This is a genomic window from Bacillus sp. Marseille-Q3570, assembly GCF_946151055.1.
GTDB lineage: Bacteria > Bacillota > Bacilli > Bacillales > Fictibacillaceae > Pseudalkalibacillus.
The window spans coordinates 39,707-64,983 of sequence record NZ_CAMGYZ010000002.1 but is presented as its reverse complement, the minus strand read 5'-3'; the positions used below and the strand labels follow the sequence as shown (position 1 = coordinate 64,983).

The following is a 25,277-nucleotide window of genomic DNA, read 5'->3' as shown; positions in this document are numbered from 1 at the left end:
GGTGGACCTGGATGAATTTCTTTACAATCTCCACTACGACATCGATCGGATAAAACCGCCGGATTTGGAAATCGACTGGGATGATGCCCCGCTTCCCTATAAGCTGTATCAAGATCGCCCTATCATACAATTGTCATCGGACATCCCGCACTCGTTCGAGGAGCTGGATTCGGCTCTGACACTGGAAAACATGAGCGCTTTTCTCTGGTACGTTTACGGTCTGGCCCAATTTTCGGAAGATACAATGAATCTTGCACGCTCGCGACGGTTTGCCCCTTCAGGCGGTGGACTGTATCCGAATGAACTGTACCTCTATCTGAAAATCGAAGACCTGGCAGAAGGCATCTACCATTACGACGTTGCCCATCACCGTCTCGTCTTATTGCGGGAAGGCAATTTTGATGCGTATCTTAATTACGCTCTGGGCGGGCGCTGTGAATTGTCGGGTTGTTTCGGGGCTGCGCTTATTTCGACGATGTTCTGGAAGAACTTTTTCAAATACAATAATTTCGCTTACCGATTACAGGGTCTTGATGCCGGCGCATTGATCGGCCAGTTGAGTGAAGTGAGCAAACGATTTGGATATTCACACCATGTCTGCTTCCAGTTCCTCGACCGTGTTGCCAATCACTTGCTAGGGTTGGATGAACCGGAAGAGAGTGTGTATGCCATCGTTCCGTTAGCGAAATCGGAAGTTGTATGGTCGAACGAGGGCAATGACAGCAAGTCGAACGGATTGATCACTACTCTTCCTAAACTGGACAGCAACCATTTTGTCCGCTCGGAAAAAGTGTTGGACTATTCTATGCTCGTCAAAATGAATGAAGCCTCGATGATGGAATCGATGGAAACAACCAATTGGGTACGAGAAGATGAAAAAGGTAAAGGAGAAGGTGAAGGGTTGCTGATCTGGCTGCCGACTCCAGAACAGAGGGATGTTGATTTTTCAGAAGCTTGTCTAAACCGATACTCTCCAGAAATGGATTTTACTTTAGAAAAGATCACACAGCAGCAGTTAGCCGTTTTACTAAAGGAAGCGACAAAGATCTCCGAAAGCGGGATTAAGATTTATGGGTGTTTTTACAATGTGGAGGAGGTGCCACATGGTGCATATCGGTATGACCCTTCTTCCCATACCTTGAGACTCATCCAACCTGGAGATATGCGTGTGCATCTTCAGTCTGCAATGACCATGCATAATGTGAACCTCTATCAGGTGCCGCTTTGTTTTCATCTGGTCGGAGTTTCTGATCCTCATAAAAAAGGGCTCAGGTTTAGGGGCTACCGAATCCAACAGATGGAAGCAGGCATGATGATGCAGCGTCTCCTGTTGGCAAGTTCAGCACTCGGTTTAGGCGGTCATCCATTACTTGGGTTCGATGTCGCAAGTGCAGATGACATCTACCGGCTTGAGCACGAGTCGTGCCTCATCCAAATACCGATCGGACCTTATCAACCGCGCCCATGGTTGAAGGGAAGGCTGATTTGAGACATATTTGTCGGACATAGAATAATAGAATGGAATGATTGAAGTTAAAAATGAGGGAGGTCAAAGGATGCCGTATCTAGAGGTTGAAGATCATGTGGTATTGTACTATGAGGATGTGGGTGAAGGAGCCCCGGTCATTTTCATTCATGGGGTTTGGATGAGCAGCCGCTTTTTCAAAAAACAAACCGAACATTTCAGGAAAGACCATCGGGTAATATTACTTGATTTACGTGGACATGGGCAGTCAGAGAAGGTTCAGCACGGGCACACCGTTGCAAATTATGCTCGTGATCTGCATACTTTTCTCGAAAAAATGGAACTGAAGGATGTTGTCCTGGTTGGCTGGTCGATGGGTGCGTTCGTGGTTTGGGACTATCTGCAACAATTCGGCGAAGACAATGTGAAGGGTACGGTAATCGTGGATGAATTGGCTTCTGACTTCAAATGGGATGATTTCCCGAGCGGTGCCTTCGACCTCCCTACACTCATCCATCTGATGCGGGAAGTTCAGAATAATCGTGTTGGTTTCCTTAGCGAATTCATCCCGCTTATGTTCAAGGAGGAGCTTCCACAGAAAGAATTTGATTGGATGCTGGAGGAAACGACGAAGCTTCCGGAATCTGTAGCAAGCGCGATCTTATTCGATCAGACTGTCGTTGACTACCGGAACCAGTTCAAAAACATAAAAGTACCGACACTGCTCTGTTTCGGAAGAGCGGAGAAACTTATTCCTGTCGAAGCAGGCGAGTACTTGAATAAACACCTCGTGAATTCCCATCTGGTCGTATTCGAAGATAGCTGCCACTGTCCATTCCTTGAGGAACCTGAAACTTTCAATGAAGTCGTCACGGAGTTCGTGCAATCGCTGTAGATGTAGAAAAGATCCTGGGGCAAAAGCTGCCGCCAGGATCTTTCGGATGGGACATAAGTACCAAATTGCACAAGCTGACCTTTGTACAAGGTGCCCTCGAAATTGTTCATGATCGGAACAAATTTGCTCAAGCTTGGGCTGAATGTTGCTTAACTTGAAGCACTTGGATAAATTTTACGCGAGTCAAACCTCGATCACAGCACCGTCGATCCGTTTGAACCCACGCAATGCCGCTAACTCTCCGACTAGACGCAATGCTGCTTTATCCTTTGATTTGGCCTCGATCATGATATCGGCATCCTCACCGAAAGCGATGAGATCTTTGATGAACGGTAGGGCGAATTGCAGGTCAACATAATCTGCATGGGAGCGATATTCCTTATCTGATTTTGGTGAGGAAAGGTGGAATTTCGGCTGTTGCTTCTTGTTTTTCCAGGTCGAGTAGATTTCAGGAAGCAATTCCCCTACCGATTCATTTCCGGGGTTTGCCCAGTGATGGTGGTAATCAAAGACCATCGGCAATGCATGCTCCTTACATACGGCCAGCGTTTCTTGAGCTGTATAAGTTTTATCATCGTTTTCAAGTGTGACCTGCTTTTTTATATGGCTGTCCAATTTTTCAATATTATCATGAAAACGACTGATGGCTTTTTCCTTGTTCCCATAAGCTCCACCAACATGGATGTTCATCGTTGCCTGGGCATGTAATCCCATCAATTCAAGCATTTTATAATGATAGTCCATATCCGTGATTGCGTTTTGGGTCACATGTTCTTTATCGCTTGTGAACAGGGTGAACTGATTCGGGTGGAAGCTTACACGCATTGCGTGTTTTTTGACAATCTCACCGATCTCTTGGAACTGCTCCCGAAACGATGTCATATAATCCCACTTCACCTCTGGATGGGTCGCAAGCGGCACGAGGGAAGAAGACATCCGGTAAAGGTGGATGCCCTGAGCGATGTTATAATACATAGCCCGTTTCGTATTGTTGAGATTCTGAGCCGTCGCATGAAAAAGTTTTTCCTTGCGCTTGTTCGTATCTAGCTTCTTCCAATTCGTAAAAGTCAATGTCCTTGAAGGGGATGATTCCCACAGATGAAGTGCTGTCGAAACATACCCGAATCGAAGTATCATAATCTAAATCTCCTTTAAGGAACAATCTGTGCTTTATTTTACCTTAATCAAAACCTATTAGTAAAATATGTTAGTTGTGGATTTATTGAGTCATATGCAGAAGAACCGGCAAAGCTCAGATAGCAGAAAATATTAGCGCAACTGGAAATTCCATGGAACTTTTCAGGGGCGATTCCCGTATAAATTGTATCAAGTATTTTCAGGAAAGGGTGGTTTGATGAAGTTTCTCCTGGTCATTGCCACGATCATGTTCAATACGGGATTATCCTGGTTGTTTTCTAGATTAGTAGGTTGGAGTTTTATGGAGTCGATGTTTTTATGCGGCCTGCTTGTTTTCATTGTTGTGTGGATGGGGATGCTTAATGGAAAAATGTCCAACAACCAGGTGAATGCAAGCATTAAAGGGACGACAGGTGTGAATGCAGGGGAAATCAAACCATTCAGCCTCAGCTTCAACCCCTTCATCATCGGTACACTTATTTATCTCGTGACGAGTGGGATCATCACGGTGGTGTATTATTTACCGTATTTTACGACATAAACCAAACAACCAAGAATCAGGTGATTACATGATAAAAAGATTGAATATCGTGTTTACCATTATTTATGTACCGTTGATCGTCGGTGCCATTCAAATGAATTTTGATGAAGATCCTTTCAATGATCATATTGGCAGCATGTTTTTAATCGCCTTGATGATGTCTCAAGGTATACATATTTTGATTAGAGATTTACTGGGCGGTAAAAAGAAGACGCTTTTCTTCAATGTGCTGTTTATTGCGACAGCAGGCGGACTTCTTGTGTGGACCATTTACCACAATCTTTCTTCTATATAACATGATAAGGAGCGGGACATATATGGAAAACAACACAGAAAAGCAGATCCTCGAGGAATTGAAAAGCATCAATCAGTCGTTAAAAAGCCTAAAAGCAGAAGCAACCGAAGTAAAACAACCGCCGCTGATAGTAGATATCTTGAAATCTTTGTTCATCGGAGTTTGCGTAGTTGCTCCGGCCATTGCGATTCTTTATGGACTTTTTCAAATATTGGGAAGTTGGATTTAATAAAGGAGGGGGCAAAATTGAAAAAAAGGTTGTCTATGGTTTTCGTAGTTTTATTGGTTCTGGCAGGGTGCAGCACGAGTGGAAATTTATATGATTATGATGATACGAAGTTAAAAGAAGGGCTTGAAGAGAGGGCTTTCCAACCCAGGGTACCTACAAAACTTCCATTTGATGATGGTCAGGCAGACTTGAATCCCCCTATCGAACTCGGTGAGGGACAAGATGACACTGTCATCATGATCGATTTTACGAGTTCCGGAGAAGGGAATCGAAACCTCATGGGACTTGAGATTGTGAAAGATATAGATGTTCATTCAGATATGGAGTACGAAACAGTTGACATAGGTGAACTTAAAGGACAATTTGCCGAAACCGAGGCCGGAAATATGGTCCTGAATTGGAAAGAAGACAATATGAACTATACGTTATCTTATTATAAGGAACAGTCAGATACAGAGATCACGAAGGAAGACCTGATCGAAACTGCAAAATCTTTTGAGTGATGAAGTAAACAACGGACTTGAAATTTCAAGCCCGTTGTTTTTACTACCTATTGAAGTTGTTGCAAATATTCGTCGAATCGTTCGTATTGGGATGTGAAGCCTTCTACAACACCCATATCTTTGACTTGCTTGAGGGCTTCTTCCGTAGCGAATTCAGAATTGGAAATCACTTTCGTCTTTCCGTCATTATCGAGGAAAGTCATTGTAATGAGGGTCTCGGGCATCCCATCCGCTTTATTTCCCTCTGCATCCGAGAACGCGTCGGTGTAGATGATTTTTTCAGACTCGACAATTTCTTTATATTCGGATAACCCCCAGGATTCCATGCCGTAAAAGTCTCCCTGGTTTTTGTCTACGCAACGCATGCAATAGTGCCATACCCCGCCTGGTTTGAATTCAAATTGATGGACAGTTGTGTTCCATCCTTTAGGTCCCCACCAATTTTCCAAATGTTCCTTTTGTGAAAAGGCCTTGAATACGAGATCCCTTGGTGCATCGAAAACTCTTTCAATGATCAGGTTACGACCCTCTGTACGTGTTACTAGATTGCTTGTCAATTTGCTTTCAGACATTTTAACGCCTCCTAATTAAAATATCATTTCCAGTACAAAAAAACAGCGGTCCTCCATTCGTGAAAAATTTCCCATGCTCATTCCTTACCTTGTTCCTTTTCCTTCAGTTCCTGCAAATACTCATCCAATTGGTCGAATCGTTCATTCCACACGTTTCGGAAAGAATCCAGCCAATCATCAAGATCCATGAACGGTTCTTGACGAAGCTTATAAATTCTACGGTTGGCGATCGGATTCACCTCAACGAGTCCTGCATCACTGAGTACACGTAGGTGTTTGGAAGCTTGAGGCTGACGGATCCCAAGTTGATCGGCGATTTCCCCGACAGTATGAGGTTCATCACGCAAAAGTTCGATGATTTTCAAGCGGTTAGATTCTGCAAGTGCACTCAATATTTTTTCCATGTATTAAATATACTCTAATTGGAATATTCTTGTCAAGGAATAATCATAAATATTTTCCAGATTGGTAGGATGGAGTTTATGGAATAGATCTTTTTATAAGAACTTCTGGATGGCAAAAAAGGATCAGCTCTAAAGAATCTGTGCGTTGTGGTGGCTTTGGGAGGGGGCTCGTTGAGAAATATGGAAGAATTGAAATCAATCAAATGTATTTCTCCTGCATCTTCATCAATGCCATCGGTCAAATTTCTGACGTGTTAGGGTGTTATATTGTTGACATCATTCGTAAGATGTAATATATTGATGTCAGTGAACACTGACATTATTAGGTGAGGGTATTGAGATGAATCGAACTAAAAAGATGGATACTTCTGAAAAGATTATGATGGCAGCAATCGATCTAATGGCAGAACATGGCTACAACGGGGTGTCTACACAAGAAATCGCAGCCAGGGCCGGATTCAGTGAAAAAACACTGTTTCGTCATTTTCAAAGTAAACAGAACTTATTGGAGTCCGCTTTCAATCATTATCATTATGCTGAAGAGATGAAAGACCTGTTTCATGAAAAAATCGTTTGGGATCTTCATGCGGACCTGCTTTTGATTTGCCGAAGCTATCACAGAATCATGTACCAAAATCGAAAATTGATCAAAATAAGTGCTAAGGTAGGCGATAAACTCCCAGGATTTCGTGAACGAACACACCGTCATCCTCAACAGTTAAAAGATTTCCTAACAGGATACTTTGAAGAAATGTATAAAAAGGGAAAGGTCATTGAAATGGATTTTGAAAGCAAAGCAATCGCTTTTTTGTACATGAATTATGGTACAGCGATGGGCAGGATGAACAATGATCCCATTCTAACTGATATCCCTTTCGAATCGTTTGTTGAAGAGAGTGTTTCCATTTTTACTAGGGCATTGAGACCCTAGTACCTTTTTTAATCTAAAATGTCAGTCAGTAGTGACAGACAAATGAATGGAGGAGGTGATATTTGCCTTTTAGATTTATTAAGAAAGGAGAATGATTATGGAGTTTGGTGTTGAGCAGCATACTGGTGAGAAATTGATGAGGGTTGTAATGTTCACTCTAGCCCTTTCAGCAATGAGCGTATTGATGTTCAATTTTGTTCTTCCTCAAATAAGCGAAGAGTTTGGCCTTACGAATGCCCAGGTAAGTTGGGTCACATCATCATATGCCTTGATTTACGGCATAGGTACGATCATTTATGGGAAACTCGCAGACCGTTACAAACTTAAGGATCTTCTGACTTTCGGATTGTTATTTTTTGCGGTGGGTTCATTGATCGGCCTTACTTCCCAGACCTTTTGGATGGTCCTTGTAGGCAGATGCATGCAGGCAATGGGAGCAGCAGCGATTCCTGCAACAGCGATGCTTATTCCCATCCGGTATTTTTCACCTGAACGGCGTGGATCAGCTTTGGGGATGGCATTTGTCGGGCTTGCGCTTGGAAGTGCACTGGGCCCGGTCATATCCGCCTTGATATTAAGTGTTGCGCATTGGCGCTGGTTATTCTGCCTTCCCTTTTTCATTTTGATTACTCTACCTTTCTATCGAAGATATTTAGGGGATGAACGTGGTCATTACAGGAAGCTCGATTGGATCGGCGGGGGTATGCTTGCTGTTGCAGTGACTCTACTGCTGCTGAGCGTTACGGTTGGGGGAGGATTGTTTACTATTGGAGGATTGTTGTCTGTGGTTTTCTTCATTGTACGAATTCGATCTGTCACCGAGCCGTTCATACAACCGGATCTATTTACCATCAAGAGCTACACCATTGGGCTGGTCATCACTTTTCTGATAAGCGGAATCGGTTTTTCCCTTTATTACCTTAGCCCATTGCTTTTGGCAGATATCCATCATCTCCCGGCCAGCTGGATCGGTTTGGCCCTTGTTCCAGGTGCCGCAGCCTCAGCTATCCTGGGGAGGAGTGGTGGAAGACTGGCGGATTTGAAAGGCAATTCGTTTTTGTTCTTCATAGCCTCCATGTTGCTTGTAGCTTGTTTTATCTTACTATCCACATTTACAGGGATATCGCCTATATTCATTGCGATTTTTTTGATACTTGGTAATGTTGGGCAAACGTTCATGATGATCGCGATGTCCAATTCAGTATCGATGACATTATCGAAAGAACAGGCTGGAGTCGGGATGGGACTATTGACAATGTTGAATTTCATCGCAGGTGGGATGGCCACGGGGATTTATGGAAAAATGGTTGACATGGGTTCTGCAGGTCATTGGAATCCGGCACATTCCTATTCGAACGGTGCTATTTACAGCAATATCTTTCTGATTCTTGCTGCTCTACATGTAGCAGTGCTATCGCTTTACGTAATCCAGTTCAACAAGGGTATATTTTTTCAATCTAAAACTGTCGGGGATAACCAGACCATCAATGAAAAGTAATCGTAAATCAATAATTCGTCAAAGTAGATCAGTGTGGTTTTTTGAAATATCAAAATAAAATCAGGGAGGAATAGATTATGACAAAAATAGCGATCATCATCGGAAGCACAAGACCAGGACGAAATGGTGAGGCAGTCGCCCGATGGGTGCACAGAATAGCGAAGGAGCGTACGGATGCCGAATTTGAGATTGTCGATATTGCAGATTATAATCTTCCACTGCTGGATGAACCGATGTCTCCGGCAACAGGTCAATACACGAAGGCGCACACCAAGAAATGGTCCGGAAAAATCGCTTCATTCGATGGTTATATCTTCGTGACGCCTGAGTATAATCATGCTACTTCTGGTGCGCTTAAGAATGCAATTGATTATTTATATAATGAATGGAACAATAAGGCTGCTGGTTTTGTAGGATATGGAGCTGCAGGAGGGATCAGTGCTGTTGAGAATCTCCGGCTGATTATGGGTGAACTTCAGGTTGCTGACGTAAGGGCTCAAGTCCGGCTTTCGCTCTTTACCGACTTTGAAAATTTCAGTGAGTTTAAACCTGCATCTTATCAAGTATCTTCAGTTGAAGCGATGATTGACCAGGTAATTGCCTGGAGCGATGCATTAAGTGTGCTGCGACAGAATTGAATTTGAGATTGGGAGCGTTTATTTTTAGATAAGATGCTCCATATCTATCAAATGATGAATGTACTATAAAAAGAGGCTGCTCACCTTTCATTTTACATGATAGGTAAGTAGCCTTTTTTCGGCGAAAAACCAAGGCTCAGCCTGTGCCACGGGCTTGTATATGCTGAGTTTTCTTGTATACTTGATTCATGCCAAATTTTACTATTTTAGGAGTGTGTAATATGAAACTAGGAGCGTTTTCTGTAAGTTTAAGTGTAAAGGACATCCACAAATCAAAAGCATTCTACGAGAATCTGGGGTTTGAAGATTTAGGCGGAGACATCGACCAGAACTGGCTCATCATGAAGAATGAAAGCTGCGTCATCGGTCTTTTCAAGGGAATGTTTGAAAAGAACATCCTGACGTTTAATCCAGGTTGGAATCAAAATGCTGAAAACCTCGATTCATTCACAGACGTAAGGGACCTTCAAAAACACCTTAAGGAAAAAGGGGTCAAACTTCTGACTGAAGCTGATGAAACGGGAGAGGGACCAGCAAGTTTAACAATTGAAGATCCTGATGGAAATCCGATTCTTATCGATCAACACAGATAATTGAAAGGGATCATTAAAAGGGCTCAGCATACCCGAGAAGGGAGCTGAGCCCTAGTTTCCTTTGTTTATACCTGAAATTCAAATTGTTTGGAATAAAGCTGTGCATAGGTACCGCCGCGAGCGATCAATTCGTCGTGTGTACCTTGTTCGGCGATTCCGTCCCTGGTCATTACGACGATCCGCTGGGCATTGCGGATCGTGGAAAGTCGATGGGCAATGACGATGGTCGTCCGTCCCTTGGCCAGCAGTTCCAGCGAATCTTTTACGATGCTTTCGCTCTCATTATCCAGTGCACTCGTCGCTTCATCGAGTATCAATACCGGTGGATTCTTCAAAAAGACACGAGCGATACTGAGTCGTTGCTTTTGACCACCGGACAGGCGGACGCCTCTTTGCCCGATTTCGGAATGATAACCGTCCGGCAGGCTCATGATGAACTCATGGGCATTGGCATGTTTAGCAGCCATGATGATGTCTTCGTCTGCGGCATCAGGTTTTCCGTAACGGATGTTTTCCATCACCGTGCCGGCGAAAAGATAGACATCCTGTTGGACGATCCCGATATTTTTCCTCAAAGAAGACAAGTCGATATTTCGAACGTTTTCCCCGTCAATCAAGATTTCCCCATCTGTCACATCATAAAATCGAGGGATGAGAGAGCATAACGTCGTTTTTCCTACACCCGATGGACCGACTAGGGCAACGTATTCCCCAGGTTGAATATGCAGGGTCAAATTTTCAAAGACAAGGTCTAGATCAACATCATAGCGGTATGTGACCTTCCTGAATTCAATTTCACCGCTCACGTTATCAAGACTGATCGGATTTTTGTTATTCTCAATTGCCGGATTCAGATTCATGATTTCCATAAAGCGCTGGAAACCGGTAATGCCTTCTTGAAATTGTGTGCTCATGAAGGTCAATCGTTGAATCGGCTCAACCATGAACCCGATATACAGCAAGAATGTGATCAGATCTGCTAAATCGAGTGTTTGATGGACGATTCTAGTACTGCCGATGATCACGACGGTGACGGTGATCAATTGGATCAGTGTCTCTGAAATATTGTAGAAGACTGCTTCAGTCCAATAGGTTCTTCTGCGACTTTCAAGGAAACGGTCATTTTCCCGATTGAACTTTTCGATTTCGATTCCTTCATTGGCGAACGATTTTACGACCCGGATTCCGCCAAGGCTATCCTCAACCTGGGCATTCACATCCGCTATCCGTTCTTTATTACCTTTTAATGCTGTGTTCAAAAGTTTATTGTAGTACACAGACATTATGACAAGGACGAATAAGATACAAAAGACGGCGATCGTCAAGGGCGCGTTGATGAAAAACAGGATGACGAAGCCACCTATGAAGCGGACCAGGTACTTGGTATAGTCTTCCGGACCGTGATGGTACAGCTCGGAAAGGAGTAGTAAGTCATTTGAAATCCTCGACATCAGCTGACCTGTCTTTTCCTTGTCATAAAAGCTGAAGGAAAGCTTTTGCATATGTGCAAACAACTCGCTCCTCAAGTCCCTTTCCATCATCGCTCCGATTTCGTGTCCTTTGTAATCGACAATGTAGTTTCCGGTATTTTGGAACGCAACCAGGAGCAGCATAAGTGCGCCGATCCAGTATACATCATTCAGTGCAGTGGAAAGGTCACCTGCCAGCACATCCTTTGTCACATATCGTACGAGCAAAGGAAACACGAGAATCAGAGTGGATGTAAAGAACGCACACCCCAACACAGTTAAAAACATTCTTAAATACGGTCTATAATAAGACAAAAACTTTTTGATTGGAAATTGCATGTAATACCCCTTTTAGTGTTCATTCGCAAAACACATATAAGGGGGTACACCGTTTACAACTTACGTGAGTGTTCCTCCCTTATATAAATGGACTTTTCGACTTTTCATGTTTCTCATGTAAAAGACCTCCTCAATATTAGTACTTCCATTGTAAACTATTTTCTGGAAAAAGGAACAGGTCATTTTGACGCAAAAAAAGAGGATTCAATGTGACGTGTGGAGAATTCGGTATTGCATTTGACATTTCGATGGGGTGAATGAAGTGGCAGTGAAAAAGAATGAGAAGGCTGTGCTCAGGACTGCTTGTGTAGAAGATGCCGCGGTGGTTTTAGAGATACAACAAGAAGTGATTGGAGAGGGTGACTATTTTATAAATGTACCCGAAGACTTCGAAAAAACACGTGAACAGCAGTGGGAATGGATAGAAAGGATATCAGAGAATCCACGTGATATCATGATCGTGGCAGAAATCGACGGAAAAGTGGTCGGCTGGATCGTGTTCATCTCACAAGAGCGGAAGAGAATGGCGCATACCGGTTCTTTCGGGGTGATGGTCCAAAAAGAATATAGAGGTTCAGGGATCGGGAAGCAGTTACTGGAAGAGATGTTAGCCTGGGCAAAAGAAAACCCATTGATTGAAAAAGTTAGTTTAGGCGTATTCTCAACCAACCACCGGGCAATCGCTATATATGAAAGCTTGGGGTTTGTAGAGGAAGGACGGAAAGTCAAAGAATTCAAGTTCGGCGATAACGAATACGTGGATGATGTTCTGATGTATAAAATGGTTTAGCTAATAGAGATGACAAGGGGCCGAAACGATCGTTCGGCCCGAATTCTTAGTTCATAAATGTATTTTGGTCATGTACCAAATACCATGAGTCAGCTATTTTGCGAAATACCAATGACAGATAATACTGTTTGTTGTAGGGTTTGCCATACTGATCCAAATCATCATAATTGACTTTTACCATTGTATAGCCCATATCGCTGGTGATTTCTTCTTTCACCAGGGTATATTGGAAGGTCCAGTCAGGATCTTGAAACCAATCTTTATGGAAATCGATCACCTTTTGATATCCTTCAACCAAATGTCCATTTGGCATGACAACGCTGACATCTGCATTTTTGGATAATGTCCCAGAATAGGACGCTAAATCCTTCTGTTGGATGGCTTGTAAATGTTTTTTAACAACTGCTTGATAATTCATTTTCATCCTCCTGATAGTGTGAGGATCATTGACACGCTAGGGTAGAATGACCCTCACTCGTTCTTTTATATTCAGACCTGGGAAAGATTTTGTAGAACATCAGCCATCACTCCTTCAATCGTTTTTGGGTCATTTAAGTTTATTCTCCAACACAGACGCAATCCCTTTTTTTAACAAGAATAAAAAATATACCTTGAGCCTTACGTGACGTAATGGTTTATAGTTGAATCACCGGTAAATCCAGCGCGCGAAATGAGGGGATGATCATTGAAGATAACGTTGTTTGGAAAGTAGGGGAGCTGGCAGAGTTAACAGGGATAACGGTGAGGACCTTGCGATACTATGATCAGATCGGTTTGCTCTCGCCTTTCCATTATTCAGATTCAGGATATAGGTTGTATGACGAAAGAGATCTGTCTCGTCTCCAGCAGATACTGTCGTTGAAGGATGTGGGCTTGTCGCTTGAGGAGATTAAAGGCATTCTTTCCGATACGAACTATGACCCAGCCGAAGTCGTCTCCCTTCAAATCGACCGTCTCAAAGAAAATATCAGAATCCAACAGAAGTTGTTGAAGGAATTACAAAATGTTTCAGTGCTCATGCAAACGAAAGAACCATTGACTGTCGGAAATTTTACGGAACTGTTCGGTATGATGAAAAAGAGTCATGAAAGATTTTTCACGGGTCGAAAAAATAACATGGAAACCCACTTGGATCGTCTTGATGATTTTCTGATGAAAAATCAAAGTCAAGGGAGGAAAAATCATGAGTGAACGTTATGCTTCACATGATACCTTTGTTATTGAGAAGAATTACGATGCCACACCTGCACAGGTTTTCGCAGCGTGGGCAGATCCTGCTTTCAAAGCAAAATGGTTTGCAGGAGCGGATGAGTTCGATTTTAGAGTTGGAGGAGTGGAGAGCAACGTGGGCGGGCCACCCGGGGGGCCTGTCTATACTTTTAAGGCGCAATATGAGGAAATTGTTCAAGATGAGCGGATCGTCTACTCCTACACAATGGATCTAGAAAAGACGAGGATTTCTGTATCAGTATCAACGGTCGAGTTCAAGCCTGTTGGAGCCGGTACTCAACTGATTTACACCGAGCAGGGGGTGTTCTTGGATGGACACGATTCTGCAACAGCTCGTGAACACGGAACAGCGATCATGCTTGACAATCTTGGTAAGGAGCTCCGGAAAGTGGAGGAGGCAGATCGGGAAATCGTGAATACAAGGATTTTCGATATGCCGCGTAAAAAATTGTTCCAAGCATTCAACAACTCGGATCATTTGGCAAAGTGGTGGGGACCAAAAGGTTTTACGAACACGTTCCATGAGTTTGATCAATGCCCTGATGGCGTTTGGCGTTATACCATGCACGGCCCTGATGGCGTTGACTATGAAAATAAGAGTGTTTTTGTCGATGTCGTGGAACCTGAACGAATCGTCCTCAGGCATCTGGAGCCTAATCACGAGTTTTTACTGAGCGTGACTTTAGAGGAATTGGACGGAAAAACGCAGCTGAACTGGCGGATGCTGTTCGATTCAGTTAAAGAATGTGAAAAGATCAGGGAATTTTGCTATAAGGCAAATGAAGAGAACCTCGATCGTCTTGAAGCCCAGCTTGAACGAATGGTTGGACAAACATAATAAGGGCACATATAAACGAAAGTGTAATCACAGAAAAAGGTTTGCTGATGGTGTTTTCCAGCAAACCTTTTTTAATATTGCGTGTCCTACTATACCAATTTTACGCCATGTCGATGGAAAGCTGCTGCTTCAAGTTCTGAAATACCGCTTCGTTTTGCAATCTCGGACATTTCGGGGGACAGTTGCGGTGCGAAATTCCTTGGTGGAGCGGCATGTCCCATTTGTCGTTGGCGTCCAGCATTTCTGCTGCCGAACGGGCCCCAAATGGCGAAAGTGAGCCCAGGAGATTGGATATTCAGGAAAAGGGTTTTTCCATCTGGTGAGAAGGTCGGACCACAAAACTCTGAGTCGCTTATTCGATTATAAGCCAAATCATATACTTCGCCTTCAGGTGTAATTCCCATCACCCGGTTCCCGTCAGGCCCATCCTCTGCAAATATGAGGTCACCCCAGGGAGCGATGACAATATTGTCAGGGCTTTCCATTTTATTGACATCAGTGCCTTCATAAAACAATTCCAACGTTTCCGTAGCAGGGATATACCGGTAGATCTGTCCAAGCCGCTTTTCTCCTCCAGCCGTGTCATCGAACCAGAAAACCCCGCCTGCAAAAGAGGCGCCTTCCAAACGATTGAACCGCACACATCCTTTATTGAGCGCGTCATCATGGGGCTCCTCTTTATTGACATCTTTCCAGATTACGCCGAATTTTTGCCCAGGATTCATGAAGTCAGCATCTGGATTCGTCTTTTCTTCGATCGCCATTGCCTGCAATTTCCCGCCTTTTTGCAAGGCGCCTGGCTTTTGGCTTCGATCCTTAGGGATATAGCGGTATAGAAAACTGGAGCGTTCGTCATTCGCTGGATCGTCCGGGTCGATCGTTCCGCGGAAATCATCCTCTGTAAGGTAAACGATACCTGTTGCCGGATCGATCGCTGTCGCTTCATGAGAAAAGAAGCCCATTTCTCGGATCGGGGTTTTTGATAATTTGTTTTCCGGATCGTCAGGCATGACTTCAAATACATACCCATGACCATCCGTTCGTGTCTCTTCACATGTCAACCATGTTCCCCAGGGAGTTGGACCTCCAGCACAGTTCTGCATCGTACCAGATGAGGTGACATACTCTTTATGTACTTTGCGATCTGGTCCGATAATAAGTGCAGTTGTGCCACCTGGTGCTAGACGATTGTAAGGGTTTTTACCTGGTACCGCAGACTCTGTTCCGCTCAATTCATGATTCCGTACAAGGATGGTAGAGCTTTGTGGACCTTGAAAGGAGGCCATTCCGTCAAAATCACCTGGAATCGGTGCACCGTTCGTCATCGGTTTCCCTTCCTCAGAGAGGATCCGGTATTGAAATCCTTTCGGCAGGTCGATCACCCCTCCAGGATCTTTGACTAAAGGACCGAAACCGTTGAATGAGTATGGTGATTTGGGTGCCCCTTTCGTATTTGCGAGGACGGTAGTAGCGTTTCCTGGCATACCTGTAGAACCAAGTGCCAATGCAGCCATCCCCATGCCGCTTATCTTAAGAAAGTCTTTCCTATCCATAAGCGTTCGTTCTCTTCGATCGCCCATTTGTAACTCCTCCTTCGGTAATTTTTCTTTCATCGGATACGCTACAAACGTAGCAAATGAGTATAAAGCCAATGTTAGAAAATTGTAAAAATTAGAAGAAGAGTGTAGAAAGCCAAAGAAAAGGGAGATAGTCTGCGAATTGATTTCAGATTTAATAGATGATGCCGAAAATATTCTTGACGTATTCTTTGAAGGCTGTTTCCGTTATATTTTCTTTATGTTGCTTTCCATCGATCCAGCGTGTAAGCGTCTTATCTGTCAATGATACGGTTCCGTTGTCTGTGAATTTCATGAGGATCGGGCCTTTGTTGAAGGGGGATCTCTCATTTTCGATGAGCACTTTTTGAATTTCATTGAATTCACTCAAATTCGTAACAGGCTTTTTGGAGTCGATGACGTGTCCAATCCTCCAGTCTTTGTCTTTATCGGCAAGTTTCAACATAAGAACATAATCGCCATACTCATTCTCAGAGGCTTCGACTTTGAATTGGCCATTGGATGAAGTCACCACCTCGCCTTTCATCGGTACAGGCTTTAAGGGGAGATTTCCCCCGAATCCGGTATCGACAATATAATCCTGGCCTTCGTGATGGAGGATGATCGCCACATGAGTCCTTCCGAGCTTCGTCCATTCACCAATTTCGTTATTGAATACGTCTCCCCGCACCAGTGTCACATCGAACCCATTTTCAAGAAGAAATAGATACAGAAGTCCATTCAATTCGTAACACAGTCCGCCTTCATTTCTGGCCAGCATTTTATCGATTAAAGATTCATTCGTGATATCAAATGTCTCCTGATTCATGATCCGCATGTTTTCAAAAGGGATCGTCCTTGCAGTTTTTTCGAGTATTTCATCAAGTTTTTCGAAAGTGACCGGTTCATCTTCAGGCAACCCAATCCTTTTTCGGAATAACGCTTCCACTTCGATTCCTCCAATCATTTCATTCAAGTTTCCTTGATTCCACTTTATAAAAAAATGGTAATAAATAAAAGATAATCGCTTTATAATTTTGGATCAGTATAGAAAAAGTAACCGTATTGCCGAGATGTTTTCTAATAGATTTGTATTCCCATATTCAAATTTCGAGGGTCCTTTATTATAAAGCCAATTTGACTGACTTTTTGGATTTTCCATTATGGTATGTCGGGCACTCCACTGCGGAGCATTTCCCAGCTTTCGAATCAGCATAAAGGGTATAGTTTTAAGAAGGGAAGGGTCATCCGCCTCAAGTTTCCGTTTTTGGAGTTTCCATTTTTCAATTTGGAATTGTATAATGTGGTTTAATTAGGAGGTGGTAAACAATGGCGAACAGCATTATTCATTTGCCAGAATTTGCGGCGTCTCATGCAAAGCCTGTTATGGGAAAGGCGATACTTTGTATGGGGTGGACCATGAACTAATCGCCTGAGTTCTGATAACATGGTTTTGCACCTTATTTTATAAACGGATTGAAAAATAAGGAGCTGAACTGAAATGAACGAAAAAAATATAGAGCCATTCATGAGACCTGATCAATTCAACTTTATAAAGGCACAAGTCCGGTATTTAGTGGAGGCGCATGCATCTGTTAAAGACCAGGATGTCCTGAAGGCTTTGAAATATGGCTCATTAGAAAAGTCATTGAACCTTTTTTCTTCGATTGATAAAAAAGTGGAGCCACTCCTCAACCGAATGCTGGAAATCGAAAAAGCAACAGAAGCCGAGGAGTTTCTAGACGAACTAAGTGCCTACGTGATTCCATTTCGTAATATTACGGAAAAAACGGTTCAGAAGTTGTTCCCGAAGGCAAAAAAACTGAAGATGCCATCGCTTGAGGAAATCGATTTTAAAGAGATATCCTATATAGGCTGGTATGATATTCATTCCAACCGGAAGTATCTTGTTGTTGAGCTTGATGGGAGACTGAAAGGGCTGTCTGGAACATTCCAGGAGAGCCATCGGAAAAGCATATGCACATTGTGTGGCGAGTATGAAGAAGTCGGCCTGTTCATGTGTAAAGTGAGAAGCGGAAAAGAAACCTATCTTAGCAGAGGCAACTACATCTGTCAGGATAGCCACACTTGCAACCACAACCTCACGAACAAAAAAAGACTAGATGACTTTGTGGAACTGCTGAAAAACTGAGGGGAGAAGTCCTCTCGGTTTTTTTGATGAGGGTGTATTCATGAAGCACTATAATGGGTAAAACTCGAGTTAAATGACTCATATATGCTTCATTAAGTGATTAAAATGGGAAAGAGCGGATTAGGTATGCTCATGAAGGCTCCATGAAGTGATCAAAACCAGAAACAGCGGATTAGGTATGCTCATGAAGGCTCCATGAAGTGATAAAAACAGGAAACAGCGGAATAGGTATGCTCATGAAGGCTCCATGAAGTGATCAAAACAGGAAACAGCGGAATAGGTATGCTCATGAAAGCTCCATGAAGTGATCAAAACAGGAAACAGCGGATTAGGTATGCTCATGAAGGCTCCATGAAGTGATCAAAACCAGAAACAGCGGATTAGGTATGCTCATGAAGGCTCCATTAAGTGATCAAAACAGGAAACATGGGTATTGGCGTGCTCGAGAAAGAATGTTATTCATCAAAATAAGAGTATTTTCCATGTCCGTTTAGCTTATAGTTGTTATGTAGTATCTTCCTCATGGTTTGTTTAGAATAAATACCAAAACACCACTCATACATTCGATTCGTCGTAATCTTCTCTTCGGGAAAAAGGAGCTTGAACTCTTTTACAGTTCTTAGAACCGCAGTTTCATAATCTTCTTTTTCCACACATCTTTTACAAAATAAGTAGAGCCTAGTATTCTGTTGTTCATAAAACCTAAAACACTTCGGACAATAAATCCCTTTCTTCAGTTCATCATATTGGTATTCGGGTAATCGGAAATTCGGGGGATCGGTCACATGAAGAGACAACAGTTGTTCAGCAAGCGCGGAGTAGGCATTCTTCACATTAGAGGGTTGTTTCTTGATTTTGTCCAAAAAACGATTAAGTTGAGCAGGAAAAATGATTTGCGAATCAAGGGGTGCCTGGGAGAGGTGGAATTCGGGGTTAATGAAAACAAGATAAGCTTCAACAGGCATATTGCAACCCAGTGCTTTTAAAAGCTGTCGTAACAACGATTCATTCCGTTTCAATTGAAACAGCGGATTCTTTATTTCAGTTCCGCCAGTAGAACACCATCTGTCCCCATCCACATAAAAGTCACCTTCGAAGTTTTTCACTTCAAAAAGATAATTCTTACCTGAAGAGAGCAATAAGGAATCGTTTTGAAAAAGCGTGTTTCGGTGCTCCAATAATAAATCATTCAGGGCCAGCCGTCCTGGCAAAAGTTCCTCGAGCCGTTCATCAAACTTCAGCTCTCCTTCATAGCCCTTTTCAAGATTGTAACAATATAGTTCATCTTCAGCTGATAGATGCATTCGACTCCGAAGGAATCTCATAATCTTCAATTCCAGTGATTCTTCGCGTTGCTTTAAGATCAATACACATCTCCCCTTTCTTCTTTTACATAATAGTATCATAATGTCACAAATCAAACCCTTTTTCCGTCATGTTCATGAATAGGATAGGAGGGTTCAAATGGAAAGCTATGATGTTGCGATTATAGGAGGCGGTGTTGCAGGATTGACGGCGGCGATCATGCTCGCCAATGAAGGTCAGCGTGTAATTTTGTTCGAAAAATCCCCTGAATTTGGAGGGCGATCTCAAACCATCAACAAAAATGGCGTGTACATGAATCTCGGTGCCCATGCCCTCTATAAAGGTGGAGAGGCAATGCGGATTTTCAATGAACTGGGCATCACGATAAAAGGGGCGCAACCTACAACAGATTCAGCACAGGCGATTTGGAAAAATCACGTCTATCACGTTCCGATGAGTTTTCGCACAATATTTTCAAAGCAATTCTTGAACGGAATCGAAAAAATCCAATTAGTACAAATGATGGCACAACTCAGTAGAATGAATGTGGAAGCAGTGGAAAAAGAAAGCATCCAAGATTGGGCGGAACGGGAAATCCGCAACCCGATGATCCGTCATTTCTTTTACGCATTCTGCAGAACAGCAACCCAAACCCATGCCCCCAGTCTTCAGTTGGCGCGTCCGGTATTAAGGCAAATGCAGCGGGCGTTCAAAGAAGGTGTGCTCTATATTGATAAGGGCTGGGCGACCATCGTGACAGAACTGAGGTCAACGGCTGAAAAAGCTGGGGTTGAACTTCTCAACGCCATGAAGGTTGAGAAAATTGAACATGAGGGGCAAGTCCAACGTGTAATCGGCTCAAATAAAGTAGCGTACGAAGTCGAAAATGTGATCATCACCACACCGCCGAATGAAGCGTGCCGCCTAGTACCACATGTTGAAAATACATCCCTGGATCAGTGGCGAAAAGAAGCGATCCCAGCCACCGCTTCCTGCTATGATCTTGGTTTAAGGACGCTTCCAGACAAAAATCATCAGTTTGTCATCGGGCTTGATATTCCCATCCTTTTTACCAATCAATCCCGGACCGCAAAGCTAAGTGAGGATAACACGACGGTCGTCTCCCTGGTCAACTATCATGACCTGACAAAAGACCGTAAAACGTGTATCCAGACGAGCAAATCCTTAATGGAAAAAAGCATGGACTTGATCCAGCCCGGATGGCGTGGAGAAGTGAAAGAGCAACAGTACTTGCCGGACATTGCGGTCACCCACAACTTCCCGCATATAAATCGAAGCGTAGTACCAGGTCCCGATGTTTCGGAGATAAAGGGCTTGTATGTGGCAGGAGATTGGGTGGGAGATGAGGAATTATTGGTCGATGCATCTCTAGCAAGTGCGAAACGTGCAGCTTCCCATATTTTAAAAAGAAACAGGGTGTTGATATGAACGAGATTGAACAGCTTTATCAAGAATATAAGCCATTACTCTTTTCACTCGCCTACAGGATGTTGGGCAGTGTGATGGATGCAGAAGATATCGTCCAGGATACGTTCATTACATTTGAAAAACACCAGGATCGCGAATCCATCACCAACGTGAAATCCTATCTCTGTAAAATGACAACCAACCGTTGTATCGATCAATTGCGATCTTCTGTTCATCAAAAAGAAACGTATGTTGGTCCATGGCTGCCAGAACCGATTGTGGAAGACTATGGAGCCGATCCAGCAGGTTCGTATTTTATGAAAGAGTCGATATCGACTGCTTATATGATGCTTTTGGAACAATTGTCAGAGGTGGAGCGTGCCGTCTTCCTTCTTAGAGAAGTTTTCCAGTATGAATACGATGAAATCTCAGACATTGTAGATAAAAACAGTACCAACTGCCGACAGATCTTTCACAGGGCGAAAAAAAGTCTCGGGCATGAACCGGAATCATTCCAGAAAGACTCGAAACAACTGGGAAATATCGTTGAAAGATTCTTGCAGGCATTGAATACTGGCAATATTTCCGAGATGCTGCAAGTGCTGAAAAAGGATGCCACCTTCTATTCTGATGGCGGAGGCAAAGTGAAGGCAGCTGTTAAGCCAATCTACACTGCCGAGAGGATCACTCAGTTTTTCTTCGGTATTATGCAGAAGTTTCCTGGGGATTATGTTTTTCATCATAAAATGATCAATGGATTCCCAGGGATCATCGTAACGCTTGAAGGTCAAGTGCTAAATGTCGTTTCCTTTACATTTGAGGAAGGAAAGATCAATGATATCTACCTTGTGGCAAATCCTGATAAACTCAGGTCTTTAAACGAACATATGCAATTGAAATAACGTATGCCAGGGCATTGCCGAAATAAGGCAATGTCTTTTTTTCATTTAAAAATTTTCTTCAATCTAAGCGTACAAGCTAGTAGCTTCGGAAGCAATACACCGCACGAAGGAAAAGCGATTGCTTTTTCGAGGAACTAAGGCTCAGCGTGCGCTACCAAGTTTTCTTTTGCCCATTTTCAATCTCCCTCAATTCCGCCGTTTCATCACCTGAACCTGTCTCATATACTGCTGTAAGACAAGTTAAAGGAGAGAGAGGATGGCCACTGAATTGACGGGGCGGGTTGTGGTGCCGGGGGATCCGGATTATCCAGAAGCCCGCACAAATCTTAATCTATATAGATCCAAGTTTCCCGGGGCGATCATTTTTTGCCAGGAAGAGAATGATGTCCTGAATGCGCTGAGATTTGCACGGGAAAAAGAAATCCCTTTCCGTGTAAGGAGCGGAAGACATAGTTATCAAAATTTTTCGATCCAGAATAAAGGGATTGTCATCGATTTAAGCAAAATGACCAAAATCTCGGTCAATGCATTAAGAAAAACTGCAGTCATTGCAGGAGGCGCTGATCTAGGGCATGTATACAAAACCCTTTGGGAGCACGGCCTTGCAATCCCTGCTGGCACGGAATACAGTGTCGGCGCTGCAGGATTGACATTAGGCGGAGGCATCGGATATTTGACCCGGATTTTCGGGTTGACCTGTGATAATCTGATTGGGGTCCGAATCGTCGTTCCAAAAGGAGACCGCAGTGCCCAAATTGTAGAGGCGACCAGATGGAAAAACAGAGAGCTGTTTTGGGCTTGTTGCGGCGGCGGTGGCGGGAACTTCGGGATCGTCACTCAATTCAAGTTCCGTGCACATCCGATTAGCGACGTTTCCATTTTCCGCATCGAATGGGACTTCGAACAGTTGGAAGAAGCGTATGACAAATGGCAGCACTGGGCTCCTTATACCGATGAAAAATTAACGTCGTCGATCGAGCTGCACGCAAAAGAACAGAACCTGATCCTTGCTGAGGGGCAATATGTGGGCTCAAAAGACGAACTCAAAAAGCTGATCAAACCGTTGGTCCTAAATACAAACCCAAGGAAGGTGCAAATCGCATCTGTCCCATTCAACAAAGCATTCGACTATTTCAATTATCCTGCAGGTAACGTCCCTTCGTATTTCAAACGCTCGGGGTCCTTTGCCTATCAACCGATTACTGAAAAAGGCATCAAAGTCATGAAGCATTTTCTCGAACATGCACCCAATGAAGAGGCAGCAATCTGGCAACAGGCTCTGACCGGTGCGGTGCAAAAAGTGCGTCCAACAGAAACTGCTTTTTATCACAGGAAGGCGCTTATCGCACAGGAATATAATACAACCTGGAAAACAGAAGGCGAGGCAAGTAAGAATGTTCAATGGGTCAAGGCCTTGCGCAAAAGCCTTGCGCCATATACGGACGGGGATTACGTGAATTGGCCGGATTTATCAATTGACGATTGGCCGAACGCTTATTATGGAGAAAATTTCGAACGCTTAAGAAAAGTGAAAACGAAGGTGGACCCGACGAATGTCTTTCGCTTCCAGCAAAGTATCCCACCGTTCAAAAAGTAATATCGAGGTTCTCTCTCCTGAGAGAGAACCTTTATTTATGCGCAATACCTCTGTCAAAGGAATTTCTAATCTTTTTATTGAATTATCTAATAGATGATGAGAACAGAAGAAGCGTACGTCTATTTTAAAGGGAGGGCAAGCCAAATGAATTTTGATTTACAGGAAGCGATTGAAGTGTTGGAGCGGACGCCACAAACATTGGCGCATTTTTTAACCGGATTATCTGATGGATGGCTGCATTGCAATGAAGGTGAGGGCACCTGGAATGCTTCTGAAGTGATCGAGCACCTTATTGAGGGGGAGAAGAACAATTGGATACCGAGGCTGGAATTCATTCTTGAAGAAGGGGAGAGTAAACCATTTCCCGAATTTGACCGATTCTCACACCTCAGTTTAGAATCCGAAAGAACGTTGGAAAAGAAATTTGAAGAGTTCAAAACGATTCGAATCGAAAATATAACAAGGCTCAAAAAACTGATCGACACTGAGTCGAAGCTGGAAGTCACAGGATCTCATCCAGCATTCGGTGTCGTGAAGGTAAGGGAATTGATTTCCACATGGGTTGTCCATGATCTGACGCACATCTCCCAAATCGTTCGAGTGATGGCAAAGCGATATGGGGAAGACGCCGGTCCGTGGGAAGAATATTTGGGAATCCTGAAATAATCGGAGGAAATGGAATCGTGAACTTACATATTTTAGCAGGTACAAAAGGCTGATGATCGTACATCAGTCTTTTTTTATTTAAAGAAAGCTAAAATACTTTCTTCGAGTGCTACTAAGGCACAGCTATCTCCAAGGCTTGGTTTTGTAAAGTTTTCTATACATTCTGGGTTTACATGCAAGGATGAATATGGTAAATTACATATATCAAAAAGATATATAGCAAAAAGATATATAGGAGGTGTACGATGGCAAAGGAAAACAATACGCAATATGCGGTTCTCGGTCTGCTGAGGACTGGATTCCACACCGGTTATTCCATCAAACAGATGATTGACAAGAGTTTGAATCATTTTTGGAAAATAAGCTATGGGCAAATTTACCCTGCTTTGAAAAAGTTAGTGGAAGAAGGATATGCTTCAGTCCAGTTCATTCCTCAAGAAGGTAAACCGGACAAAAAAGAATACCACATCACATCTGAAGGAGAAAAGACCCTGAAGAATTGGCTTCAAAACCCCATCAAAGAACTTCCGGTTGAAAAAAACGAACTCCTGCTCAAACTCTTTTTCAGCCGCCATCAAGAATTCAGCACCACCATCCATCAATTAGAAACCTACCAGGAAAAACTGATCAATCGTTACAACACTTTTGAAGGAATCAAAGAAATGATCAGCACCCGTCTCAAGGATGAAGCGGATGCACCATACTGGATCATCACGTTGGATTATGGTCTGCGTACGACCCAAGCGGAAATCGAGTGGTGTGTGGATACGAAGGAAAAATTATTGAAGGAGGAATGAAAATGGGAAAGGAGATCTTTCCAGGCCGGTATACGATCGGCCAACAGGAGAACATCGTAGTATTCATCATCGGAATGCGTGTGAACAAATGGTGGGCGATCCACAAATGGTGGCCAGTATTCATGGCCATGCCGCCTATGATCAAGGAACTTTACACCAACAAAGATCTAGGCTGCTTATCAATCGAAAACTTTTTCAGCTTAAAAACAACCATGATGATCCAATATTGGCGCTCTGAAAAAGATCTACTAGCTTATGCCAGAGGACAAAAGCACTTGAAAGCCTGGAACGATTTCAACAAAAAGGTCGGTAACAACGATGCGGTCGGTATTTATCATGAAACCTATACTCTGAAGAAGGGGCAATTCGAATCGATTTACGGAAACATGCCGAAATTCGGTATGGCAAAAGCGCTTGGGCATCAGCCTGTCAGAACGTCTACCAATACGGCGAGCAAGCGTCTTAGCGGCCAAAACTGAGAGCCATCCAATTTATTGAAAAGGAGCG

General features: G+C 43.3%; 28 protein-coding genes. 20 read left to right on the top strand and 8 right to left on the bottom strand.

The genetic code is table 11. The annotated features are described in order from the left end of the window. Position 1 precedes the first annotated feature (1 nt). Together N8M93_RS03590 and N8M93_RS03585 are read left to right on the top strand one after the other, a co-directional pair. The gene (locus N8M93_RS03590; RefSeq protein WP_261129755.1) at positions 2–1,489 is read left to right on the top strand and encodes a SagB family peptide dehydrogenase; all 1,488 of its coding nucleotides are present in this window, start codon (positions 2–4) and stop codon (positions 1,487–1,489) included. 67 nt (positions 1,490–1,556) lie between these two features. Next, a complete protein-coding gene (locus tag N8M93_RS03585; protein WP_261129754.1) occupies positions 1,557–2,360 on the top strand; it encodes an alpha/beta fold hydrolase in 804 nt (267 codons plus the stop codon). Between the two features lie 183 nt (positions 2,361–2,543). Here the strand turns inward: N8M93_RS03585 and uvsE are convergent, their stop codons facing one another. Further along, positions 2,544–3,497, bottom strand: a complete 954-nt coding sequence (gene uvsE, locus N8M93_RS03580; RefSeq protein ID WP_261129753.1) for a UV DNA damage repair endonuclease UvsE — start codon at positions 3,495–3,497, stop codon at positions 2,544–2,546. A 217-nt stretch (positions 3,498–3,714) separates the two neighbouring features. Here uvsE and N8M93_RS03575 point away from each other — a divergent pair, with 217 nt between their 5' ends. Genes N8M93_RS03575 through N8M93_RS03560 form a run of 4 tightly spaced genes read left to right on the top strand, consistent with a single transcriptional unit; the run spans position 3,715 to position 5,065 of the window. Next, positions 3,715–4,038 carry a hypothetical protein gene (locus N8M93_RS03575; protein ID WP_261129752.1) on the top strand — a complete coding sequence of 108 codons (324 nt, stop codon included), beginning with the start codon at positions 3,715–3,717 and terminating at the stop codon, positions 4,036–4,038. 28 nt (positions 4,039–4,066) lie between these two features. Further along, complete coding sequence (locus tag N8M93_RS03570) at positions 4,067–4,333, top strand: hypothetical protein (RefSeq protein ID WP_261129751.1); 267 nt, start codon at positions 4,067–4,069, stop codon at positions 4,331–4,333. Between the two features lie 22 nt (positions 4,334–4,355). Then, positions 4,356–4,562: a hypothetical protein gene (locus N8M93_RS03565; protein ID WP_261129749.1), complete on the top strand. Its 207-nt coding sequence runs from the start codon at positions 4,356–4,358 to the stop codon at positions 4,560–4,562. A gap of 17 nt (positions 4,563–4,579) precedes the next feature. Continuing rightward, positions 4,580–5,065: a DUF4367 domain-containing protein gene (locus N8M93_RS03560; protein WP_261129748.1), complete on the top strand. Its 486-nt coding sequence runs from the start codon at positions 4,580–4,582 to the stop codon at positions 5,063–5,065. 47 nt (positions 5,066–5,112) lie between these two features. Here N8M93_RS03560 and N8M93_RS03555 read toward each other — a convergent pair whose 3' ends face one another. Both N8M93_RS03555 and N8M93_RS03550 read right to left on the bottom strand, forming a co-directional pair. Continuing rightward, complete coding sequence (locus tag N8M93_RS03555; RefSeq protein WP_396125359.1) at positions 5,113–5,637, bottom strand: SRPBCC domain-containing protein; 525 nt, start codon at positions 5,635–5,637, stop codon at positions 5,113–5,115. Positions 5,638–5,714: 77 nt separating this feature from the next. Next, entirely contained in the window at positions 5,715–6,041 is a 327-nt protein-coding gene (locus N8M93_RS03550) for a helix-turn-helix transcriptional regulator (RefSeq protein ID WP_261129747.1), read from the bottom strand. A 340-nt stretch (positions 6,042–6,381) separates the two neighbouring features. On the opposite strand from N8M93_RS03550, the gene N8M93_RS03545 reads away from it, so the two are divergent. The 4 genes from N8M93_RS03545 to N8M93_RS03530 all read left to right on the top strand — a co-directional run bounded on the left by N8M93_RS03545 (position 6,382) and on the right by N8M93_RS03530 (position 9,701). Next, positions 6,382–6,972 (top strand): TetR/AcrR family transcriptional regulator, encoded by a 591-nt coding sequence (locus N8M93_RS03545; RefSeq protein ID WP_261129746.1) that lies wholly within the window; start codon positions 6,382–6,384, stop codon positions 6,970–6,972. 97 nt (positions 6,973–7,069) lie between these two features. Continuing rightward, positions 7,070–8,470, top strand: a complete 1,401-nt coding sequence (locus N8M93_RS03540) for an MFS transporter (protein ID WP_261129745.1) — start codon at positions 7,070–7,072, stop codon at positions 8,468–8,470. Between the two features lie 77 nt (positions 8,471–8,547). Then, positions 8,548–9,108: an NADPH-dependent FMN reductase gene (locus N8M93_RS03535; protein ID WP_261129744.1), complete on the top strand. Its 561-nt coding sequence runs from the start codon at positions 8,548–8,550 to the stop codon at positions 9,106–9,108. A 221-nt stretch (positions 9,109–9,329) separates the two neighbouring features. Then, positions 9,330–9,701 (top strand): VOC family protein, encoded by a 372-nt coding sequence (locus tag N8M93_RS03530; RefSeq protein WP_261129743.1) that lies wholly within the window; start codon positions 9,330–9,332, stop codon positions 9,699–9,701. A 65-nt stretch (positions 9,702–9,766) separates the two neighbouring features. On the opposite strand, the gene N8M93_RS03525 is transcribed toward N8M93_RS03530, so the two are convergent. After that, a complete protein-coding gene (locus tag N8M93_RS03525) occupies positions 9,767–11,509 on the bottom strand; it encodes an ABC transporter ATP-binding protein (protein ID WP_261129742.1) in 1,743 nt (580 codons plus the stop codon). 262 nt (positions 11,510–11,771) lie between these two features. Here N8M93_RS03525 and N8M93_RS03520 point away from each other — a divergent pair, with 262 nt between their 5' ends. After that, positions 11,772–12,299, top strand: a complete 528-nt coding sequence (locus N8M93_RS03520) for a GNAT family N-acetyltransferase (RefSeq protein ID WP_261129741.1) — start codon at positions 11,772–11,774, stop codon at positions 12,297–12,299. A gap of 46 nt (positions 12,300–12,345) precedes the next feature. Here N8M93_RS03520 and N8M93_RS03515 read toward each other — a convergent pair whose 3' ends face one another. Beyond that, positions 12,346–12,717: a nuclear transport factor 2 family protein gene (locus tag N8M93_RS03515; protein WP_261129740.1), complete on the bottom strand. Its 372-nt coding sequence runs from the start codon at positions 12,715–12,717 to the stop codon at positions 12,346–12,348. A 260-nt stretch (positions 12,718–12,977) separates the two neighbouring features. Here N8M93_RS03515 and N8M93_RS03510 point away from each other — a divergent pair, with 260 nt between their 5' ends. Continuing rightward, entirely contained in the window at positions 12,978–13,490 is a 513-nt protein-coding gene (locus N8M93_RS03510; RefSeq protein ID WP_261129739.1) for a MerR family transcriptional regulator, read from the top strand. Beyond that, entirely contained in the window at positions 13,483–14,367 is an 885-nt protein-coding gene (locus N8M93_RS22770) for an SRPBCC family protein (protein ID WP_314728254.1), read from the top strand. The genes N8M93_RS03510 and N8M93_RS22770 overlap by 8 nt, the downstream gene beginning before the upstream one ends. A gap of 89 nt (positions 14,368–14,456) precedes the next feature. On the opposite strand, the gene N8M93_RS03495 is transcribed toward N8M93_RS22770, so the two are convergent. Both N8M93_RS03495 and N8M93_RS03490 read right to left on the bottom strand, forming a co-directional pair. After that, positions 14,457–15,947 carry a PhoX family protein gene (locus N8M93_RS03495; protein WP_261129736.1) on the bottom strand — a complete coding sequence of 497 codons (1,491 nt, stop codon included), beginning with the start codon at positions 15,945–15,947 and terminating at the stop codon, positions 14,457–14,459. 151 nt (positions 15,948–16,098) lie between these two features. Next, positions 16,099–16,890, bottom strand: coding sequence for an arylamine N-acetyltransferase (locus tag N8M93_RS03490; RefSeq protein WP_261129735.1), 792 nt, complete (start codon positions 16,888–16,890; stop codon positions 16,099–16,101). Between the two features lie 534 nt (positions 16,891–17,424). On the opposite strand from N8M93_RS03490, the gene N8M93_RS03485 reads away from it, so the two are divergent. Continuing rightward, on the top strand, positions 17,425–18,075 hold the full coding sequence (locus N8M93_RS03485; protein ID WP_261129734.1) for a FusB/FusC family EF-G-binding protein: 651 nt from the start codon (positions 17,425–17,427) through the stop codon (positions 18,073–18,075). Positions 18,076–18,530: 455 nt separating this feature from the next. Here N8M93_RS03485 and N8M93_RS03480 read toward each other — a convergent pair whose 3' ends face one another. Then, a complete protein-coding gene (locus N8M93_RS03480) occupies positions 18,531–19,442 on the bottom strand; it encodes a nuclease-related domain-containing protein (protein ID WP_261129733.1) in 912 nt (303 codons plus the stop codon). Between the two features lie 97 nt (positions 19,443–19,539). Here N8M93_RS03480 and N8M93_RS03475 point away from each other — a divergent pair, with 97 nt between their 5' ends. The 6 genes from N8M93_RS03475 to N8M93_RS03450 all read left to right on the top strand — a co-directional run bounded on the left by N8M93_RS03475 (position 19,540) and on the right by N8M93_RS03450 (position 25,249). Beyond that, a complete protein-coding gene (locus N8M93_RS03475; protein WP_261129732.1) occupies positions 19,540–20,829 on the top strand; it encodes an NAD(P)/FAD-dependent oxidoreductase in 1,290 nt (429 codons plus the stop codon). Then, positions 20,826–21,710 carry an RNA polymerase sigma-70 factor gene (locus N8M93_RS03470; protein WP_261129731.1) on the top strand — a complete coding sequence of 295 codons (885 nt, stop codon included), beginning with the start codon at positions 20,826–20,828 and terminating at the stop codon, positions 21,708–21,710. Before N8M93_RS03475 ends, N8M93_RS03470 begins: the two co-directional genes overlap by 4 nt. Positions 21,711–21,966: 256 nt before the next feature. After that, on the top strand, positions 21,967–23,307 hold the full coding sequence (locus N8M93_RS03465; protein WP_261129730.1) for an FAD-binding oxidoreductase: 1,341 nt from the start codon (positions 21,967–21,969) through the stop codon (positions 23,305–23,307). A gap of 144 nt (positions 23,308–23,451) precedes the next feature. Continuing rightward, on the top strand, positions 23,452–23,973 hold the full coding sequence (locus N8M93_RS03460) for a DinB family protein (protein WP_261129729.1): 522 nt from the start codon (positions 23,452–23,454) through the stop codon (positions 23,971–23,973). A 245-nt stretch (positions 23,974–24,218) separates the two neighbouring features. After that, entirely contained in the window at positions 24,219–24,770 is a 552-nt protein-coding gene (locus N8M93_RS03455) for a PadR family transcriptional regulator (protein WP_261129728.1), read from the top strand. A gap of 2 nt (positions 24,771–24,772) precedes the next feature. Continuing rightward, on the top strand, positions 24,773–25,249 hold the full coding sequence (locus N8M93_RS03450; RefSeq protein WP_261129727.1) for a DUF4188 domain-containing protein: 477 nt from the start codon (positions 24,773–24,775) through the stop codon (positions 25,247–25,249). Positions 25,250–25,277: the final 28 nt, after the last annotated feature.

Bases quoted from the DNA above. Each gene is read 5' to 3' on its own strand.
- N8M93_RS03510 (WP_261129739.1), top strand. From the start codon at position 12,978: ATGATCATTGAAGATAACGTTGTTTGGAAAGTAGGGGAGCTGGCAGAG.
- N8M93_RS03525 (WP_261129742.1), bottom strand. From the start codon at position 11,509: ATGCAATTTCCAATCAAAAAGTTTTTGTCTTATTATAGACCGTATTTA.
- N8M93_RS03485 (WP_261129734.1), top strand. From the start codon at position 17,425: ATGAACGAAAAAAATATAGAGCCATTCATGAGACCTGATCAATTCAAC.
- N8M93_RS03570 (WP_261129751.1), top strand. From the start codon at position 4,067: ATGATAAAAAGATTGAATATCGTGTTTACCATTATTTATGTACCGTTG.
- N8M93_RS03465 (WP_261129730.1), top strand. From the start codon at position 21,967: ATGGCCACTGAATTGACGGGGCGGGTTGTGGTGCCGGGGGATCCGGAT.
- uvsE (WP_261129753.1), bottom strand. From the start codon at position 3,497: ATGATACTTCGATTCGGGTATGTTTCGACAGCACTTCATCTGTGGGAA.
- N8M93_RS03575 (WP_261129752.1), top strand. From the start codon at position 3,715: ATGAAGTTTCTCCTGGTCATTGCCACGATCATGTTCAATACGGGATTA.
- N8M93_RS03550 (WP_261129747.1), bottom strand. From the start codon at position 6,041: ATGGAAAAAATATTGAGTGCACTTGCAGAATCTAACCGCTTGAAAATC.
- N8M93_RS03515 (WP_261129740.1), bottom strand. From the start codon at position 12,717: ATGAATTATCAAGCAGTTGTTAAAAAACATTTACAAGCCATCCAACAG.
- N8M93_RS03490 (WP_261129735.1), bottom strand. From the start codon at position 16,890: ATGATTGGAGGAATCGAAGTGGAAGCGTTATTCCGAAAAAGGATTGGG.
- N8M93_RS03540 (WP_261129745.1), top strand. From the start codon at position 7,070: ATGGAGTTTGGTGTTGAGCAGCATACTGGTGAGAAATTGATGAGGGTT.
- N8M93_RS03495 (WP_261129736.1), bottom strand. From the start codon at position 15,947: ATGGGCGATCGAAGAGAACGAACGCTTATGGATAGGAAAGACTTTCTT.
- N8M93_RS03565 (WP_261129749.1), top strand. From the start codon at position 4,356: ATGGAAAACAACACAGAAAAGCAGATCCTCGAGGAATTGAAAAGCATC.
- N8M93_RS03450 (WP_261129727.1), top strand. From the start codon at position 24,773: ATGGGAAAGGAGATCTTTCCAGGCCGGTATACGATCGGCCAACAGGAG.
- N8M93_RS03530 (WP_261129743.1), top strand. From the start codon at position 9,330: ATGAAACTAGGAGCGTTTTCTGTAAGTTTAAGTGTAAAGGACATCCAC.
- N8M93_RS03585 (WP_261129754.1), top strand. From the start codon at position 1,557: ATGCCGTATCTAGAGGTTGAAGATCATGTGGTATTGTACTATGAGGAT.
- N8M93_RS03475 (WP_261129732.1), top strand. From the start codon at position 19,540: ATGGAAAGCTATGATGTTGCGATTATAGGAGGCGGTGTTGCAGGATTG.
- N8M93_RS03470 (WP_261129731.1), top strand. From the start codon at position 20,826: ATGAACGAGATTGAACAGCTTTATCAAGAATATAAGCCATTACTCTTT.
- N8M93_RS03455 (WP_261129728.1), top strand. From the start codon at position 24,219: ATGGCAAAGGAAAACAATACGCAATATGCGGTTCTCGGTCTGCTGAGG.
- N8M93_RS03535 (WP_261129744.1), top strand. From the start codon at position 8,548: ATGACAAAAATAGCGATCATCATCGGAAGCACAAGACCAGGACGAAAT.
- N8M93_RS22770 (WP_314728254.1), top strand. From the start codon at position 13,483: ATGAGTGAACGTTATGCTTCACATGATACCTTTGTTATTGAGAAGAAT.
- N8M93_RS03555 (WP_396125359.1), bottom strand. From the start codon at position 5,637: ATGTCTGAAAGCAAATTGACAAGCAATCTAGTAACACGTACAGAGGGT.
- N8M93_RS03545 (WP_261129746.1), top strand. From the start codon at position 6,382: ATGAATCGAACTAAAAAGATGGATACTTCTGAAAAGATTATGATGGCA.
- N8M93_RS03460 (WP_261129729.1), top strand. From the start codon at position 23,452: ATGAATTTTGATTTACAGGAAGCGATTGAAGTGTTGGAGCGGACGCCA.